At 65.6% G+C, this 17436-nt stretch carries 14 protein-coding genes and 1 riboswitch; of the genes, 5 read left to right on the forward strand and 9 right to left on the reverse strand.

The features are described 5' to 3' along the window. Both BCCGELA001_RS01195 and ggt read right to left on the reverse strand, forming a co-directional pair. Positions 1 to 1296, reverse strand: a complete 1296-nt coding sequence (locus BCCGELA001_RS01195; RefSeq protein ID WP_060734424.1) for an MFS transporter — start codon at positions 1294 to 1296, stop codon at positions 1 to 3. 95 nt (positions 1297 to 1391) lie between these two features. Continuing rightward, on the reverse strand, positions 1392 to 3140 hold the full coding sequence (gene ggt / locus BCCGELA001_RS01200; protein WP_060734425.1) for a gamma-glutamyltransferase: 1749 nt from the start codon (positions 3138 to 3140) through the stop codon (positions 1392 to 1394). A gap of 118 nt (positions 3141 to 3258) precedes the next feature. On the opposite strand from ggt, the gene BCCGELA001_RS01205 reads away from it, so the two are divergent. Next, positions 3259 to 4647 carry an MFS transporter gene (locus BCCGELA001_RS01205; protein ID WP_060734426.1) on the forward strand — a complete coding sequence of 463 codons (1389 nt, stop codon included), beginning with the start codon at positions 3259 to 3261 and terminating at the stop codon, positions 4645 to 4647. Between the two features lie 98 nt (positions 4648 to 4745). On the opposite strand, the gene purH is transcribed toward BCCGELA001_RS01205, so the two are convergent. From purH to BCCGELA001_RS01220, 3 genes are all read right to left on the reverse strand, one after another. Further along, positions 4746 to 6338, reverse strand: a complete 1593-nt coding sequence (gene purH, locus BCCGELA001_RS01210; RefSeq protein ID WP_060734427.1) for a bifunctional phosphoribosylaminoimidazolecarboxamide formyltransferase/IMP cyclohydrolase — start codon at positions 6336 to 6338, stop codon at positions 4746 to 4748. A gap of 24 nt (positions 6339 to 6362) precedes the next feature. Continuing rightward, positions 6363 to 6444, reverse strand: a riboswitch (ZMP/ZTP riboswitch). Between the two features lie 57 nt (positions 6445 to 6501). Beyond that, a complete protein-coding gene (locus tag BCCGELA001_RS01215) occupies positions 6502 to 8220 on the reverse strand; it encodes a heparinase II/III family protein (RefSeq protein WP_060737435.1) in 1719 nt (572 codons plus the stop codon). A 155-nt stretch (positions 8221 to 8375) separates the two neighbouring features. Then, the gene (locus BCCGELA001_RS01220; protein ID WP_060734428.1) at positions 8376 to 9722 is read right to left on the reverse strand and encodes an RsmB/NOP family class I SAM-dependent RNA methyltransferase; all 1347 of its coding nucleotides are present in this window, start codon (positions 9720 to 9722) and stop codon (positions 8376 to 8378) included. Between the two features lie 188 nt (positions 9723 to 9910). Here BCCGELA001_RS01220 and BCCGELA001_RS01225 point away from each other — a divergent pair, with 188 nt between their 5' ends. Together BCCGELA001_RS01225 and BCCGELA001_RS01230 are read left to right on the forward strand one after the other, a co-directional pair. Next, a complete protein-coding gene (locus BCCGELA001_RS01225; RefSeq protein ID WP_060734429.1) occupies positions 9911 to 10108 on the forward strand; it encodes a DUF1674 domain-containing protein in 198 nt (65 codons plus the stop codon). A gap of 44 nt (positions 10109 to 10152) precedes the next feature. Then, positions 10153 to 10752 (forward strand): thermonuclease family protein, encoded by a 600-nt coding sequence (locus BCCGELA001_RS01230; protein ID WP_060734430.1) that lies wholly within the window; start codon positions 10153 to 10155, stop codon positions 10750 to 10752. Positions 10753 to 10805: 53 nt separating this feature from the next. Here the strand turns inward: BCCGELA001_RS01230 and BCCGELA001_RS01235 are convergent, their stop codons facing one another. Both BCCGELA001_RS01235 and acs read right to left on the reverse strand, forming a co-directional pair. Next, positions 10806 to 11321, reverse strand: a complete 516-nt coding sequence (locus BCCGELA001_RS01235) for a L,D-transpeptidase (protein WP_008539418.1) — start codon at positions 11319 to 11321, stop codon at positions 10806 to 10808. 346 nt (positions 11322 to 11667) lie between these two features. Beyond that, entirely contained in the window at positions 11668 to 13614 is a 1947-nt protein-coding gene (acs, locus tag BCCGELA001_RS01240; RefSeq protein ID WP_060734431.1) for an acetate--CoA ligase, read from the reverse strand. A 400-nt stretch (positions 13615 to 14014) separates the two neighbouring features. Between acs and BCCGELA001_RS01245 the strand changes: the two genes are divergently transcribed. Beyond that, a complete protein-coding gene (locus BCCGELA001_RS01245) occupies positions 14015 to 15181 on the forward strand; it encodes a DNA topoisomerase IB (RefSeq protein WP_060734432.1) in 1167 nt (388 codons plus the stop codon). A 10-nt stretch (positions 15182 to 15191) separates the two neighbouring features. On the opposite strand, the gene BCCGELA001_RS01250 is transcribed toward BCCGELA001_RS01245, so the two are convergent. Then, a complete protein-coding gene (locus BCCGELA001_RS01250) occupies positions 15192 to 15647 on the reverse strand; it encodes an SRPBCC family protein (protein ID WP_008539394.1) in 456 nt (151 codons plus the stop codon). A 112-nt stretch (positions 15648 to 15759) separates the two neighbouring features. Here BCCGELA001_RS01250 and BCCGELA001_RS01255 point away from each other — a divergent pair, with 112 nt between their 5' ends. Continuing rightward, the gene (locus BCCGELA001_RS01255; RefSeq protein WP_008539392.1) at positions 15760 to 16854 is read left to right on the forward strand and encodes an adenylate/guanylate cyclase domain-containing protein; all 1095 of its coding nucleotides are present in this window, start codon (positions 15760 to 15762) and stop codon (positions 16852 to 16854) included. A gap of 115 nt (positions 16855 to 16969) precedes the next feature. Here BCCGELA001_RS01255 and BCCGELA001_RS01260 read toward each other — a convergent pair whose 3' ends face one another. After that, positions 16970 to 17383 (reverse strand): EVE domain-containing protein, encoded by a 414-nt coding sequence (locus BCCGELA001_RS01260; RefSeq protein ID WP_060734433.1) that lies wholly within the window; start codon positions 17381 to 17383, stop codon positions 16970 to 16972. Positions 17384 to 17436: the final 53 nt, after the last annotated feature.

Consider the following 17436-nt stretch of genomic DNA (forward strand, 5'->3'; position numbering starts at 1 on the left):
TCAGTCCGCGTGCAGCACGCGTCCGCGTGTCTCTGGCAGGGCGAAGGCTGCGATGAAGAACACGGCGTAAGCCACCACGGCGAAGATCGCGATGGCGTTTGCGAGCGACGTCGTCGCCGACAGCGCGCCGACCAGGAACGGAAACAGCGCGCCGATGCCGCGCCCGAAATTGTAGCAGAAGCCCTGGCCCGAGCCGCGCAGCCGCGTCGGATAGAGCTCGGTCAGGAAGGCGCCGATCCCCGAGAAATAGCCCGAAGCGAAGAAGCCGAGCGGGAAGCCCAGCACCCAAAGGATTTCGTTGGTGAGCGGCAGCTGCGTATACAGCAGCACCACCGCCATGGCGCCGATCGAGAAGATCAGGAACAGATTGCGGCGGCCGATCCGGTCGGCGAGCCAGGCGCCGACGAGATAGCCGATGAAGGAGCCGATGATCAGCGTCGCGAGATAGCCGGTCGAGCCGACGATCGACAGGTGCCGCTCCTTGGTCAGGAACTGCGGCACCCAAAACGTGACCGCGTAATAGCCGCCCTGGCAGCCCGTCGCCATCAGCGATGCCAGGATCGTTGTCTTCAGGATCGGGCCGGAGAAGATCTCCCAAAGCGCCGGACGATCGCCGCTCGCGGCCTGCCTGGCGCGGGCCTGGGCGGAGATCTCCGGCTCGGTGACCGAGCGGCGGATGTAGAATACGAGCAATGCCGGCAATGCGCCGATCACGAACATCCAGCGCCACGCCGATTCCGCCGGCAGGGCCGAGAACAGGATCGCCTGCGACAGCACCGCGAGACCCCAGCCGACCGCCCAGCCCGACTGCACCGAGCCGACGGCGCGCCCACGATATTGCGGGCGGATCGCCTCGCCCATCAAGACCGCGCCGGCAGCCCATTCGCCGCCAAAGCCGAGGCCGAGCAGGGCGCGCGCAATCAGGAGCTGGTCGAAATTCTGCACGACTGCGCAGACCAGCGAGAAGAACGAGAACCAGATGATCGTGATCTGCAGCGTCCGGACCCGCCCGATATGGTCGGAGAGATAGCCGCCGAGCCAGCCGCCGATTGCCGAGGCCAGCAGCGTCACGGTGCCGGCGAGGCCGGCTGAGGCGGCATCGACCTTCCACAGCGCGATGATCGTGCCGATCACCAGCGGGTAGATCATGAAATCCATGCCGTCGAGCGCCCAGCCCGCCGCGCAGGCCCAGAACGTCCGGCGCTCCGGCATGTTCATGTCGCGATAGAATGCGAGAAGACTGGTGTCCTCGATCTCCGCGCGCTCGATGCGCTGGTTCGGGTCGGCTGTGGTCATGTGTTTTTCCGGCAGTTTCTTATGCGGGCGTTGGTAGCACGCGTGGCGGCGAGAGCTAGCGTGCCCGCGCTCCCGTGCCATGCAAACTAAGGAGGCTATTGCCCCGCGGCCTCCGCGCCGCGCGTCCGGGGATCGGCCGCGCCGAGCGGCCCGTTAGACGTCACGAGGATCGAATTGGCCGAGGTCTGCCCCATCGGCTCGACGATGATGTGACCCATCGCCTTCAGCTCACCCAGCACGTCGCTGGGAAAACCGTTCTCGACCCGCACCTCGTCCGGTAGCCATTGGTGATGCAGCCGCGGTGTGGCGACGGCAGCCGCGACGTCCATCCTGTAGTCGAGGACGTTCACGATCACCTGGAGCACGGTGGAGATGATGCGGCTCCCACCGGGAGAGCCCGTCACCAGCACCGGCTTGCCGTCCCGCAGCACGATGGTCGGCGACATCGAGGACAGCGGGCGTTTTCCGGGTCCGGGCAGATTGGCCTCGAAGCCGACGAGGCCGTAGGCATTGGACGCGCCGACCGCCGCTGTGAAATCGTCGAGCTCGTTGTTGAGCAGAACGCCGGTGCCGTCCGCGACGAGGCCGACGCCATAGCTGAAGTTCAATGTGTAGGTGTTGCTGACGGCATTGCCGCGGCCGTCGACGACGGAGAAATGCGTGGTGTTGCTGCCTTCGCGCGGCGTGGTGGCGGCAGATACGAGCTCCTTCGACGGCGTGGCGCGATCGGTGGAGATGCCTGCGCGCAGCTTGGCGGCATAGTTCTTCGCGGTCAGCGTCTCGATTGGTGCATTGACGAAGGCGGGATCGCCGAGATAGCGCGCGCGGTCCGCATAGGCGCGCTTCATGGCCTCGATCAAAAGATGTAGCGAGGCCGCCGATCCCTGCTTGAGATCGGCGAGCTGAAAGCCTTCGAGGATGTTGAGCGTCTCCACCAGCACCACGCCGCCGGACGAGGGCAGCGGCATCGACACGATGTCGTAGCCGCGATAGGTGCCGCGCACCGGTGCACGGATCACCGCTTGATAAGTCTTGAGGTCGGCCGGGGTCATGATGCCGCCGGCGTCAGTCACGGCCTTGGCGAGCTTTTCCGCAACCGGTCCCTCGTAGAAGCCGCGCGGCCCCTGTGCGGCGACGGCCGACAACGTTGCGGCGAGATCGCTCTGCACCAGCCTGTCACCTTGGCCAAGCGGCGTGCCGTCGGGGCGCGAGAAGATCTTGGCCGAGGACGGCCAGCGCGCCAGCCGCCGGTGCCAGCCCGGTAGCGTATCGGCGATGTCGTCGTTGACGACGAAGCCGTCGCGGGCGAGCACGACTGCGGGCTCGAGCAGTTGCGTCAGCGTGAACCGGCCAGAACCGTATTTTTCCAGTGCGAGCGCGAGACCTGCGACGGTGCCGGGCACGCCGATGCCGAGCGCGGAATCCCGCGACTTCGTCACGTCAGGCTTGCCATCGGGGCCGAGGAAAATTTGCGGCGTGGTCGCAGCCGGCGCGGTCTCGCGATAGTCGATCGTGATGTCTTCATTGCGATCGGCGGAATGGATCACCATGAAGCCGCCGCCGCCGATATTGCCAGCTCGCGGATAGGTCACGGCCATTGCAAAGCCGGTGGCGACGGCGGCGTCGACGGCATTGCCGCCGCGTCGCAGGATGTCGGCGCCGACCTGCGCGGAAATCTTCTCCTGCGCCACCACCATGCCGTGCTCGGCGGCGACGGCACGCACTGCGTCGCGCGCGGGCGGGACATAGCCCCGCCGCGCATCCTGGGCCGTCGCGGGCACGAGACCGAGCGCCACCGTGGCGATGACGGCCAACAATGTCCGCCGTGTCGAATATGACGACATTTCAAAATTTCCGTCGTGCCTTTTTCAGGCAGTCCCTTGGGGCAGTTCACACCCGTCATGGCAATGCTATACGGTTTGCTCCGAGAGAGGCAAAACTGTTCGTGATGAGGACTGCTTGATGACGACGATCGCCCCGGATGCGCGCATGGCCGGCGTGGCGCGGACCTATCCGCCGCGCGCCGCCGTCGTCAGCTGGATCTTTTTCGATTGGGCCGCGCAGCCATATTTCACGCTGATCACGACCTTCGTGTTCGCGCCCTATTTCGCGACAGCCATCGCGCCAAATCCCGCGACCGGTCAATCCTTGTGGGGCTTTGCGATGGCGGCCGCGGGCCTTGCGATCGCTCTGTTGTCGCCTGTGCTCGGCGCCATCGCGGACGCTTCGGGTCGCAGGAAACCGTGGATCGCAGGTTTCGGCGCCGTGCTGGTGCTGGCATCATCCACGCTGTGGATCGGCAAGCCCGGCGATGTCACCATCATTCCGCTGGTGCTCACCGCAGTTGCGCTCGCCAGCGTCGGTGCGGAGTTCGCCACGCTCTTCAACAATGCGATGATGCCGACCCTGGTCCCGCCGGAACGGATCGGCCGTCTCTCCGGTACCGGCTGGGCCACGGGTTACATCGGGGGCATCGTCAGCCTGATCATCGTGCTCGGCCTGCTCGCTGCCAATCCCGAGACCGGCCGCACGCTGCTCGGCTTCACGCCGCTGTTCGGGCTCGATCCCATCACGCGTCAGGGCGATCGTGCCGCCGGGCCGTTGACCGCGCTCTGGTTCATCATCTTCGTGACACCGATGTTCCTATTCACGCCCGACTATCCGGCGAAACGTCCGCTGGGGGAGGCGCTGGGCAAAGGGCTGGCGGAGCTGAAGCAATCGATCAGGAGCCTGCCGAAGCAGAAGTCGCTTGCGGCGTTCCTGCTCGCCAACATGATCTACACCGACGGGCTGGTGTCGCTGTTTGCCTTCGGCGGCATTTATGCCGCCGGCACGTTCGGCTGGCACACGATCCAGATCGGCACGTTCGGCATCATGCTCGCAATCGCCGGCGCGTTCGGCGCCTGGCTCGGCGGCAAGATCGACGATCGTCTCGGGCCGCGGCGCGTGATCGCCGGCAGCCTGCTGATCCTGCTGCTGTCGGTGGCGGCGATCCTGCTGGTCGACAAGGACAGCGTGCTGTTCGTCAAGGTCGCGCCGCCGCAGCCGGGTGCGGGCCTGTTCTCGAGCGCCGCGGAGCGCGCCTATCTGGTGCTGGGCTGCCTGATCGGCGCGGCCGGCGGCCCATTGCAAGCCGCCTCTCGCACGCTGTTGATCCGGCTGGCACCGAAGGACCGCATTGCGCAGTACTTTGGCCTGTTCGCATTGACGGGGAAGGTGACGTCCTTCATCGGCCCGCTCCTGATCGGCATGATCACCGCGGCAACCGCGAGCCAGAAGGCCGGCATGGCTGTGCTGGTGGTGTTCTTCGTCGCGGGATTGGGGCTGTTGATGCGGGTGCGGGGAGAATAGACCTCCGCTGTTGCGCCCAACTCCGCCGTCGTCCCGGCCTAGCGCGCAATTGCGCGCGGGGGCCCGGACGACTGCTTGAGAGTTCAGTGCACCAAGCTCTAATGCCTGAAGTGCCGCGTTCCCGTGAACACCATGGCGATGCCGTGCTCGTCGGCAGCCTTGATCACCTCATCATCGCGCATCGAGCCGCCGGGCTGGACCACGGCGGTCGCGCCGGCCTCGATGCAGGCGAGCATGCCGTCGGCAAAGGGGAAGAACGCATCTGACGCCACGACAGAGCCCTTGGTCAGCGGCTCGGCGAGCTTCAGCTCACCCGCCGCATCCTGTGCCTTGCGCGCCGCGATACGCGCTGAGTCGACCCGGCTCATCTGGCCCGCGCCGATGCCGACCGTGGCGAGATCCTTGGCGTAGATGATGGTGTTGGACTTGACGTGCTTGGCCACCCGGAACGCAAACTTCAGGTCGCGCATCTCGGCATCCGTGGGCGAGCGCTTGGTCACGACCTTGAAGGTCATGTCGTCGACCACGGCATTGTCGCGGCTCTGCACCAGCAGGCCGCCGGCGACGGTCTTGGCGGTGAGGCCGGGCGCGCGCGGATCGGGCAGGCTGCCGGCGAGCAGCAGGCGCAGGTTCTTCTTTCCTCCGATGATGGCGATGGCCTCCTCGGTGGCTTCGGGCGCAATGATCACCTCGGTGAAGATCTTCGTGATCTCGCGCGCGGTGTCGGCGTCGAGCGGGCGGTTCATCGCGATGATCCCGCCGAAGGCGGAGGTGGAATCGCAGGCGAGCGCCTTGCGATAGGCGTCGACGAGGTTTGCGCCCTCTGCCACGCCGCAGGGATTCGCGTGCTTGACGATGACGCAGGCTGCGGTGCGCGTGGCATCGAACTCGCCGATGCATTCATAGGCCGCGTCGGTGTCGTTGATGTTGTTGTAGGAAAGCTCCTTGCCCTGCAGCTGCCGCGCGGTGGAGACGCCCGGGCGCTTGTCCGGCGTCGCATAGAACGCCGCGGTCTGGTGCGGGTTCTCACCGTACCGCAGCGATTGGATCAGCCGGCCGCCGAAGGCGCGGAAATCGGGCGCGTCGATCACGAGCTGGCGGTTGAACCAGTTCGAGATCGCGGCGTCATAGGCCGCGGTGCGCGCATAGGCCTTTGCGGCAAGGCGCCGGCGCAGCTGCAGCGTGGTCGCGCCGTTGTTGGCGGCGAGCTCGTCGAGCACGGCCTTGTAGTCCTCTGCCTCGACCACGACGGCGACGTCGTCATGGTTCTTGGCGGCGGCGCGGATCATCGCGGGGCCGCCGATGTCGATGTTCTCGATGCAGTCCTCGAAGCCGGCGCCTTTGTCGACGGTCGCCTCGAACGGATAGAGGTTGACGACGAGCAGGTCGATCGGCGCGATGCCGTGCGCCTTCATCGCCTCGGCATGCTCCTTGTTGTCGCGGATCGCGAGCAGCCCGCCATGCACCTTGGGATGCAGCGTCTTGACGCGGCCGTCCATCATCTCGGGGAAGCCGGTGAGGTCGGAGACGTCCTTCACCTTGAGGCCGGCCGCGGCAATCGCTTTCGCGGTGCCGCCAGTCGAGACCAGCTCGACATCATGCGCGGCCAGTGCCTTGGCGAACTCGATCAGGCCGGTCTTGTCGGAAACGGAAAGCAGGGCGCGGGTGACGCGGCGGGGATGGTCAGTCATGAGCAAGATCCTCTGCTAAGGGAGTGTCTATGCCCAGGCGCGCGGCGGATATGTGTCGCGCTTCCCGATGGTGCTCCATCCAAGGTCGCCAGTCGCGCGAGCGCGTGCTCGATAGCAGCTTTCGGCCGGTTTCACAACGCCGGACAGGACTGGTGGACGCGCGTTACAGCGGCAGTTCCGGCTCCCGCCGCGCATTTCGCCGGGCATTGGTGACGGCCGGCGAGGCCGTGGACCGCACGAAGCTCCAGCGGATCGAGGGCGCCTGCCGCGCGTCCTGCCGGATCACGATCTGCGCGGTGCGGCGCGGCCCGTCATTGCCGGCCAGGAACACGCTGTCCTCGAGGTCGACCTTGTCGTCCAAGGCTTCGAAGGTCCAGACGTCGCGGTTCGGCAGCACCAGCATGACACCGCGGGCATCCGACAGCCGGCTCGCCTTCACCGCCGGATGCAGATGGAAGCGCAGAGCGAAATCGGCATCCGCGCCCTTGAAGCGCCCGCCCTGCGGCGGCGACAGTGTGTCCTCGCCGTCGATGCGCGCGCCGTCATTGGCGATCATCAGCACGCGGCGATGGATCGCGCCGAACTTGGCGAGATAGCCGTCATGGGAGGTCGTCAGCAGCGTGCCGTTCTGCACGATTTCGCGATAGCTCTCGACCTCGACCGGACCGCTGGTGACGGGCGCGCCGTGCAACAGGCGCTTCATCGCCGACATCTCCACGAACTGGCATGAGGAGGTCTCGTGATAGGTCAGCGTCGAATGCGCCGCGGTGCCGCGCGCGAAGGGTCGCCAATTGTCGCGGCCCGTGGTCGGCATGCCGCAATTGGTGACGATGCGGCTGATGCCGGAGGACAGCTCGAACGACAGGCAGCCGGCATGCGCGTCGTGGCTGATGCCGGCCGGCGGCGGCGGGCCGGTGTCGATAATCACGGTGGTCTGGCCGGCGTCGAGGCGCTGGAAGCCGGTATGCGGCATGTTCGCCATCGGCGAGCCATGGGTGTCGTCATAGGCGAGCAGCGTCGCGAGCAGGTCGGACGGCGTCGCGCTCATGCCGTTGAACAGCGCGAAATTGCCGTCGCCGTGCCGGAAGAAGCGCAGCATCGGCATCATGCGGTCGATCGCGTTGAGCAGCGCCGGCGGCGGCGCGATGTTGCGCGCGGCAAAGGTCTGCCGCAGCGGCAACAGGTCGATCAGGAGGTCGATTAGCGCGCCCGGGTTGCGCGAGATGTGCCCGCCGTCGGGCAGGATCTGTCGCTGCAATTCGTCCGAAAGCTTCTTCGAGGCGCTGCGGATGTGGCGCGCCTGGTTGGCGAGGCACAGCGCCGCGTAGCACAGCGCGATCAGCACCTGCAGCTTCGGCACGCCATCGGGAATGTTGACCATCGTGTAGCGCAGGAAGCGGATCTCGCGTGCGAGCGCGCGCAAATAGCGGCGGTAGAACTTGTTGTCGGTGTCGTTGAGCACCAGAGGTGCCTGCGACAACAGCGAGATCACGCGCCGTGCCAGCACGTCGGCGCGCCGCGCCACCGGACGGCGCTTGTTGGCGGGGTTCGAGATCCAGTCCTCGACCAGCGCACGCGCATTGGCCCGCGTCAGCGCGGTGTCGGCGGCACGCAGATGCCGTAGCCAGCCGAAGCCGAGCAGAGCGACCTCCCAATCCTCCGACGGCGGTTCGAGATCGAAGATCGAGCGGCCGTGGCAATTGACGATCTTGCCGGCGAAGACGAAGCGGCCGGCATAGATCTCGGCGGCGCGGGTCGCATCCGCGGTGCGCAAATCATGCGGCGCGATGATCAGCCGGTCGGTGCGGCTCGGCCAGACCCGCGACATCGCGATGGACCCGCCGCTCGCGCGCGCGAGCATGTTCCGCGCGAAGCGGTTCATGACCAGCGTCGAGATACGTCTGCGTTGAGCGACCGACACGCCTTGCCTTGAGGGGGAGAGGATTCCGACGAATCCTTATTAATCCCAAAATCGGACGGCTGACACCACCTTGAACGGCGCGAATCAGCGTCGCGCTTGCAAAATCCAGTGCAAAATCAGGATTTAACGAGCCGAGCCGCGTAGAATCCGTCGAGCCCGCCGAGCTTGGGATCGGCGTTCGGCAGATGGCTGGGCAAAGTACGCAGATCGCCTTCTCCGGTGAGGATTTCGTCGAGACCCGCGACCTCCGACGCCTCGATCGGGACGCGGCGAAGCGCGGGCTCTGCGGCCAGCAGCGCGGCGATGGCGTGCTCGCCCTCTTCGGGTTCCAGCGAACAGGTGCAATAGACCAGCGTCCCTCCGGGTTTGAGCAGCGAGACGGATTTTTGCAGCAGCCGCTGCTGGAGCGCGGTCAGGGCGGCGATGTCGGATTCCTGCCGGAGCCAGGCCACATCGGGATGACGGCGGATCGTGCCGGTCGAGGTGCAGGGCGCGTCGATCAGGATGCCGTCGAAGGCATCCGCAGGGCCGGGCCATTCCACGGCGTCAGCGACGACGGTCTCGGCCTGGAGCGACAACCGCCCGAGGTTTTCACGCAGTCGCGCCACGCGGGCGGGTGAGCGGTCGATGGCCGTGACATGCGCGCCTGATAGCGCCAGCTGCGCGGTCTTGCCGCCCGGGGCGGCGCAGAGATCGGCGATGGACTTGCCTTTGATATCGCCAAACAGCCGGGCGGGCAGCGCGGCGGCGGCATCCTGCACCCACCATTGTCCCTCGGCGAAGCCCGGCAGCATCGTCACCGAGCCATGCAGCAGCATCCGCACCGTTCCGGTCGGCAGCGTCTCGCCATGCAGCCGGCTGGCCCATTGCGCGGCATCCGATTTCACGGTCAGGTCGAGCGACGGCTCGTGGCCGAGCGCGAGCGCCATGTCTCTTGCGGTCGCCTCGCCATAATGCGTGCTCCAGCGCGCGAGCAGCCATGGCGGCAGGTCAAGCGTTTGCGTGGCGACTTCCTCGACCAAGGCCTTGCCCTCGCGCGCGCAGCGGCGCAGCACGGCATTGACGAGACCGGCATAACGCGCGGCGCGCCGGTCGGATTGCACGAGGCGAACGGAGAGATCGACGGCGGCGTGATCGGGCACGTCCATCCAGAGGATCTGCGCAGCGCCGATCAGAAGCGCACTCTGCGCGCGCGGCGCGTCGGAGGGAATGCCCTTGTCGAGCAGACGGGATAGCACATGGCCGAGCGTGCCGAGCCGGCGCAGCACGGTCGCCACCAGGCGACGCATCAGCGCACGGTCGCGGTCGGCCAGCGTTTTCAATCCGGGATGGGCGCCGCCGCCGTCGAGCTGATCGTCAAGCGTGCGGTGCTTGTGCAGCACACCGTCGACGATGTCGGCGGCAATCCGGCGCGCCGCAAGACCTGGCACTTCGGATGGAGGAGCGAAACGTTGAGATGGCATGCGGAAGCAAGGTTCTGAGCGAGCGGCAGTTCCGCCGCGATGGGCGCATGCCTTAACCAGCTCATCTGTGGCACGCGAATATGCCAAATGTAAGAATGGGCTCTCGCGTTTTCAGCCCGCCATGCCCATTTCAGCAATGCGTAAATTGGACCTCGCACCACGGATGATCTTGCGCTAGGAGCGCCGACATGAGTGACCAGCCCACTATTCCCGATCGCAAGCAGCTCCCGCCGGCCGCTCAACGCGCCTTGGCTGAAGCCGAAGCGCGACGGGCTACGGCTGCAGCACATGCCGAGGCGGCACCCAGGGAACTGCAGGGACCAAAGGGGCCCGAGCCAACCCGCTACGGCGATTGGGAGCGCAAGGGCATCGCGTCGGACTTTTAAAGCTCTCTTGCAGGTTCGGCCGACTCAGCCCTAGCGTGCGCGGGATGCCGCGCTTTGATCCAAGCCATCCCTCTCGGCCACATCGGTTTTCCTACAGCGGATCGCCGTTTGGCCGTCGCTTCTCCGGCCTGTTGCCATGGATATTCGTGGTCGGCGTCGTGACGGCCATCGTGCTCGGCTTTCGCCACGGCACCCACTGGCCGATACCGCATGCGGATGATGGGCAGTCGCGCGATGCCGAAATCATCCTGCAGCAGTCCGGCAATTCCGATGTGCGTCAACCCGTCGATGTCGTTCGCACGGTCGACGGCGATACGTTCCTTGCTCGCGTGCATCAGCGCGACGGCCGTGACCTCGTGGCGCGCATCCGTCTGCGGGGCATCGACGCGCCCGAGATGAAAGCATCCTGCCAGGCTGAGCTGGAGAAGGCCGAAGCCGCTGGCGATGCCTTGCACAATTTGCTGAACCAGGGAGGCGTGACGATACACAATCTTGGTCAAGACAAATACGGCCGCGTTCTTGCCGACGTTTCAACCAAACGCACCCCCAACGTCGCGGCCACGCTGCTCGCAGGCGGTTACGTGCGCAGCTACAATGGCGGCCATCGCGACGGCTGGTGCCCGCGCGGCTGGCGCTTTTGGTAATAAAAAAGCCGCGTGGCAACACGCGGCTTTCGCACCCCTCGCGATCCCGGCGATCAGCGCGTAACGACCACCGTCGTGCCCACGGAGACGCGGCCATAGAGATCGGTGATGTCGTCGTTGAGCATGCGGATGCAGCCATAGGAGACGAAGCCGCCGATCGAGCCCGGCACGTTGGTGCCGTGGATCGCATATTCACCGCCTGATAGCGTCATTGCCGCAACGCCCATCGGGTTGCGCGGCGAGCCCCCCGGAATCATGTCGGGAATGTTCGGCTTGTCGCGCTTCACCTCGGCGGGTGGTGCCCAGGCCGGGTTGAGATATTTGCCGTCGATCTTCGTTGTGCCGGCCCATTGCTTGCCGGACTTGCCGACGCCGACCGGATAGCGCACGGCATGGCCGTTATCGAGGATGAGATACAGGCGGCGCTCGCTGGTTTTGACCACGATGGTGCCCGGCGAATAATCGGCCAGATGTGCACCTACCATCTCCGGCCGCGCCTCGGCGGCCGTCGACATCAAGACCCCAGCCCCGATGGTGGCGGCCAGCGCCACAGCAATCCTCATCGCCATCAATCTACCCCTGCCCTCGAACGGATCGTCCAAATTCACGCAAACCGGCAATTGCCGCTTGCCCAGACAATCTTAACCGCGCCTGTTAACCGGATGGTTTCCAGGCACGGCCGCCAAGGGCCCGCCAGCAGGCGGAACAAAGAAAATGTTCGAAATAAAGTAAATGACTTGAAAACAACACTCGGAAGGAAAGATGCGGGCGCGACCGGGCACACCCTGACAAGCGCGTGAGGATGTGAACGGCCGTTGTTTTGGTTGGAGGGGAGCGCTGGCGCGGGATCCAATCTCATGTCCCGGACGCGCTGGAAGTAGCGCTGCGCTGCGTCCGGGGCACGAGATCGGAGCCTTACGCCGACTTCTTGTTCTGCCGGTTCTTGACGAGATCATCGACTACGGCGGGGTCGGCCAGCGTCGAGGTATCGCCAAGGCTGCCCGGCTCGTCCTCGGCGATCTTGCGCAGGATGCGGCGCATGATCTTGCCGGAGCGGGTCTTGGGCAGGCCCGGGGCGAACTGGATCTGGTCGGGCGAGGCAATCGGACCGATCTCCTTGCGCACCCAGGTCACGAGCTCCTTGCGCAGCTCGTCGGTCGGCTGCACGCCGGCCATCAGCGTGACATAGGCGTAGATGCCCTGGCCCTTGATGTCGTGCGCGAAGCCGACGACCGCAGCCTCCGACACCTTCTCGTGCGCAACCAGCGCGCTCTCGACTTCCGCGGTACCCATGCGGTGGCCGGAGACGTTGATGACGTCGTCGACGCGGCCGGTGATCCAGTAATAACCGTCGGCGTCGCGCCGGCAGCCGTCGCCGGTGAAGTACTTCCCCTTGTAGGTCGAGAAGTAGGTCTGCTCGAAGCGGGCGTGATCGCCATAGACCGTGCGCATCTGGCCCGGCCATGAGCGCGTGAGACAGAGATTGCCTGATGTCTCGCCTTCCAGCACCTTGCCGTCGGCGTCGACGATTTCAGGGACGACGCCGAAGAACGGCTGCGTCGCCGAGCCCGGCTTCAGCTTGGTCGCGCCCGGCAGCGGCGTGATCAGGATGCCGCCGGTCTCGGTCTGCCACCAGGTGTCGACGATCGGGCAGCGGGCGTCGCCGACGACGCGGTGATACCACTCCCAGGCCTCAGGGTTGATCGGCTCGCCGACGGAGCCGAGCAGGCGGAGCGAGGCGCGCGAGGTCTTCTTCACGGGATCGTCGCCCGCCTGCATCAGCGCACGGATCGCGGTCGGCGCGGTGTAGAAGATGTTGACCTTGTGCTTGTCGATGACGTTCCAGAACCGCGAATTATCAGGGTAATTCGGCACGCCTTCGAACATCAGGGTGGTCGCGCCGTTCGCCAGCGGTCCGTACAGGATGTAGCTGTGACCGGTGACCCAGCCGACGTCGGCGGTGCACCAGTAGATGTCACCGTCGTGATAGTCGAAGACGTATTGATGCGTCATCGCGGCGAACACGAGATAACCGCCGGAGGTGTGGAGCACGCCCTTGGGCTGGCCGGTGGAGCCCGAGGTATAGAGGATGAACAGCGGATCCTCGGCATGCATGTGCTCGACCGGGCATTCGGTCGTCACCATCTTGGCGGCGTCGTGATACCAGAGGTCGCGTGACGGATTCATATCGACCGTGCCGCCGGTGCGCTTGACCACAACGACCCAGTCGACGCCGTCGGCCTTGGCGAGCGCCGCGTCGACATTGGCCTTCAGCGGCACCTTCTTGCCCCCGCGCAGCCCTTCGTCCGCGGTGATGATCACCTTGGATTGGCAGTCGTTGATGCGCTGGGCGAGGCTGTCGGGCGAGAAGCCGGCGAACACCACGGAGTGGATCGCGCCGATCCGCGCGCAGGCCAGCATCGCGTAGGCCGCTTCCGGGATCATCGGCAGGTAGATGGTGACTCGGTCACCCTTCTTGACGTTGCGGGTGCGCAGGATGTTGGCCATCCGGCACACTTCGTCGTGCAGTTCCTTGTAGGTGATGTGCTTGGACTGCGAGGGATCGTCGCCCTCCCAGATGATCGCGGTCTGGTTGGCGCGCTTGGCGAGATGCCGGTCGATGCAGTTGTGGGCGACGTTGAGGACGCCGTCCTCGAACCATTTGATCGAAATGTTGCCGGGCGCGAACGAGACGTTCTCGATCTTGGTGGCGGCCTTCATCCAGTCGATGCGCTTGGCCTGCTCCGCCCAGAAACCGTTCGGGTCCGAGATCGAGCGCGCGTACATGTCCTTGTACTTGGCCTGGTCGACCCAAGCGCGCTTCGCCCACTCTGCGGGTACGTCGTAGATCTTCTCGGACATGTTTCCCTCCACATACGGCAAGCCAGGCACAGGCTTCTGGTGTACCGACTTGATCGTTGAACGATTATGCGTCGGGCTAACCGGACCCGACAAGGAGCACAAGCTGGACCTTCGGCGGGCTGCCGGCCATGCGGCGGATCAAGCCCGCTTGGTGCGATTGTCGCAGATCTGAAACAGGCCGGCGCTCCGGCTTCCGGGGCTTTACCCAATCGACCGGAACAGGCTTGCGCAGAGCGCCATGCGGCGAATGGAGGTATTTAGAGACCTTTCCTCACCGATTCGGGACTCGCAATGCGGTTCGGAACACCCTAAATGGCCAACCCGGGTTCGGAGAGACCTCTTGGAACAAAAATTAGAACAGCGGCATTGAACGGTAACAGACAGGGCTAGGCATAAGACTATGATGGATCAGCAGAATCTCGGGACGATGCGGCCCGCTTCAGCCGATCCTGCGGCCATTGCCCTCGCCAAAGCCCTCGGACAATGGCCCAAGCCGGCCGGTTTCAGGCGTTCTAGCCCCAAAAAAACCTTCGACGGGGCGCCGGCGACGGTCGAAGCGCTCGCCAAGGAGCTCGGCCTACGGCTCGGCGATCAGAACGAGCTGACCATTCGCCGCATCAGGCGCGGCAAGGGCTATTCCTTCGTGCGACCCAACGGCGCTCATATCCGCGACGCCCGCACCATCCGCCGGCTGCACGCCATGGCGGTGCCGCCGGCCTATCGCGAGGTGCGCTACTCCGCCGATCCGAGCTCGCATCTGCAGGCCGTGGGACGCGATGCCGCGGGCCGGCTGCAATATCGCTATCATGCCGATTGGGAGAAGGTCCGCGAGCATCGCAAGGCGCATCGCCTGGAGAAGCTCGTGGGCGCTCTGCCGAAGATTCGGCGCAAGGTCTCGGCATTCCTGTCGGGCGACAAGCCCACGCGTGAATTCGCGCTCTCGGCCGTGATCGAGCTGATCGCCCGCACGGCGATCCGTCCCGGCAATGAATCATATGCTCGTCTCAACGGCACCCGCGGCGCCACCACGCTGCTCAAGTCCAACGTGACGCTGGAAGACGATTGCTTCGTGCTGACCTTCAAGGCTAAGGGCGGCAAGGCCGTGCGGAAGGAGTGCGACGCCGCCAAGCTGGTGCGCGCAATCGGCATTTTGCAGGGCGTGCCCGGCAAGCGCATGTTCCAATATCGCGACGCCTACGGCATCGTGCGCGCGGTCAACACCACGCAGGTGAATGCGTTCTTGCGCGAGATCGCCGGCATTAAGATCTCGCTGAAGGATTTTCGCACGCTGATGGCGTCCGCCGTGGTCGTGGAATCGCTGTCGCGGATCACGCCGGCGACCAGCCAGCGCGGCCGCAAGAAGCAGGTGCTGGACGCGATCCGTGCCGCCGCCGACCAGCTCTCCAATACGCCGGCGATCTGCCGCAAGAGCTACGTCCACGACACCATCGTCACCGCCTTCGAGGACGGCATCCTCGAACGCTTCGCCGCGACCATGAAGGGCCAGCGCTCGCAGGCGCGGCGCGAGCAGCTGCTGGCGCAGGTGGTGGCGACCGCGGCAGTGTGATCTGCCGTTGCTACGGCTTTTCTGACAAGCCCCTGTCGGGACCGGGATCGCCGCCGGCGGCTGCGCTCGTGAGCCGTTCCAGATAATGCGCCCATCCCTTTGCATGCGCAGCGGCCTGTTCCTCGGTCGGCAGGCCGCTATGGGTCATGCGCAGCAGCGTGCCGCCGTCGCGCTCGATCAGGTCGATCTCGATCAGGCTGGAGCCGGGCGGCACTTCCTGGCCATCTTCCCAGCCGAACGTGTAGGCCAGACGATGCACCGGCACGACTTCGCGGAAAGCACCGCGGGCGATGCGGCCGCGCGGGCCAACGCCCTTGAGCAGGTAGAGCCCGCCGGGATGCGGCTCCGTGGTCGCATCGGAGCCCATCCAGCTCAGGATTTTATCTGGGTCGGTCAGATAGGCGAAGACGGTGGCGCGCGGGGCCGCGATCTGGGTCTCGCGCCGCACTATGAAGGGTTCGGTCATTTGCGATCCTTGGGCGATCATCCCTGGACAGACACCCGGACATGGCGGTGGTGACGCTGCCCGTCAAGGATTGCCCGTGACAAAGGCGGCGTGCCTTCGTCATGATCGGGCGATGCAGCTCTCCCCGACGCTAGCCTGGCTTGTCGATGCTGCCTCAGACAGTCCTGGGGCGGACCGCCTGCTTGCGGAACTCGGCGCACATCTGGTCGCCGACGGCGTGCCGCTCGCGGCGGGCGCCTTGACACTGGAGGTGCCGCACCCGCTGATCGCAAAGCGGACCTGGTTGTGGCGTGCCGATAACGGTCGGGTGATCGAAGCGCTCGGCTTTGCACCGGGTGGCCTCGCGCCCGATCCGCCCGACGATGCTGGCCGTCGTTGGTTGCGCGACATTGCGGGCGGCGAGGTGCACGAAGATATCGTCGGACGACCTGATGGGCCGCAGCTCGGCTGGATCGGGCCGAGGCCGTTCACCGCAAGCGAGATCGAGCAGTTGCGTCAGGCGGCGCGATTTGCCGCAACGCCCCTCGCGGTGCTCGCCGGGCGTGCCACGTTGCGGGCGGCGCTGGATGCTTATCTCGGCAAGCGCAGCGCGGAACGGGTGCTCGCGGCACCGTTGCGGCGCGATCTCGGCGAGACCATTCAGGCCGCGCTGCTCTATGCCGACTTGCGCAACTTCACGCTCCTGTCGGAAACCAATCCGCCGGCCGATGTCATTGCGGCGCTCGATGCCTGGTTCGATCGCATCGCCGGTGCGGTTCACGCCTTTGGCGGCGAGGTGCTGAAATTCATCGGCGACGGCGTGCTGGCAATCTTTCCGGTGGTCGAGGCGTCACCGCGCCATGCCTGCGAGGCCGCTCTGCGCGCGGCCGGCGCGGCCGAAGCCGGAATGGCCTTTCTCAACAAAGAGCGCCGCGGCCAGGGCCTGCCGCCACTCGCGTTCGGCGCCGCGCTTCATCTCGGCGAGATGCTCTGGGGTAATATCGGCGCTGCCAACCGGCTCGACTTCACGGCGATCGGTCCCGCCGTCAATCTGGCGAGTCGTCTCGAGGGATTGTGCAAGCCGTTGGGGCGGACCGTGCTGGTGTCGGGCGCGCTCGCCGCGGAAACGGAGACGCCCCTCATCGCGCTCGGATCGCATCCGCTGCGCGGCATTGCTTCGCCGTGCCAAGTCTTCGCATTGCCGGAGGCCCGAGCTGCGGAGCCGTAGGGTGGGCAAAGGCGCGCTCTTCGCGCGCCGTGCCCACCATCCAGCCGCGAGCTTTCATCTTGAATAGTGGGCACGCTGCGCTTTGCCCACCCTACAACTCTGAGGCTGGATAAGCCTAAACCCCACCCATCTTGCAGACGAGCTTCCACTCCTCCGCCGTCACCGGCTGCACCGACAGCCGCGAATATTTCACCAGCGCCATGTCTTTGAGCTTGGTCTCGGCCTTGATCGCGGCCATGGTCACCGGCGTCTTCAAGGGCTTGTCGGCCTTGATGTCGACGCAGACGAATTTTTCGGTCTTGTCGGTCGGGTCCGGATAGGCCTCCTTGATGATCTCCGCGATGCCGACAATCTCCTTGCCCTCGTTGGAATGATAGAAGAACGCCTTGTCGCCCTTCTTCATGGCAACGAGATTCTGGCGCGCGGTGTAGTTGCGCACGCCGGTCCAGGCCTCGCCCTTGGCGCCCTTCGCGACCTGCTGGTCCCAGGACCACACCGACGGTTCGGATTTCACCAGCCAGTAGTTCATCGCACGCCCTATCCATTCGTCATGGCCGGGCTTGTCCCGGCCATCCACGTCTC

The organism is Bradyrhizobium sp. CCGE-LA001, assembly GCF_000296215.2.
Taxonomy (GTDB): Bacteria; Pseudomonadota; Alphaproteobacteria; order Rhizobiales; family Xanthobacteraceae; genus Bradyrhizobium.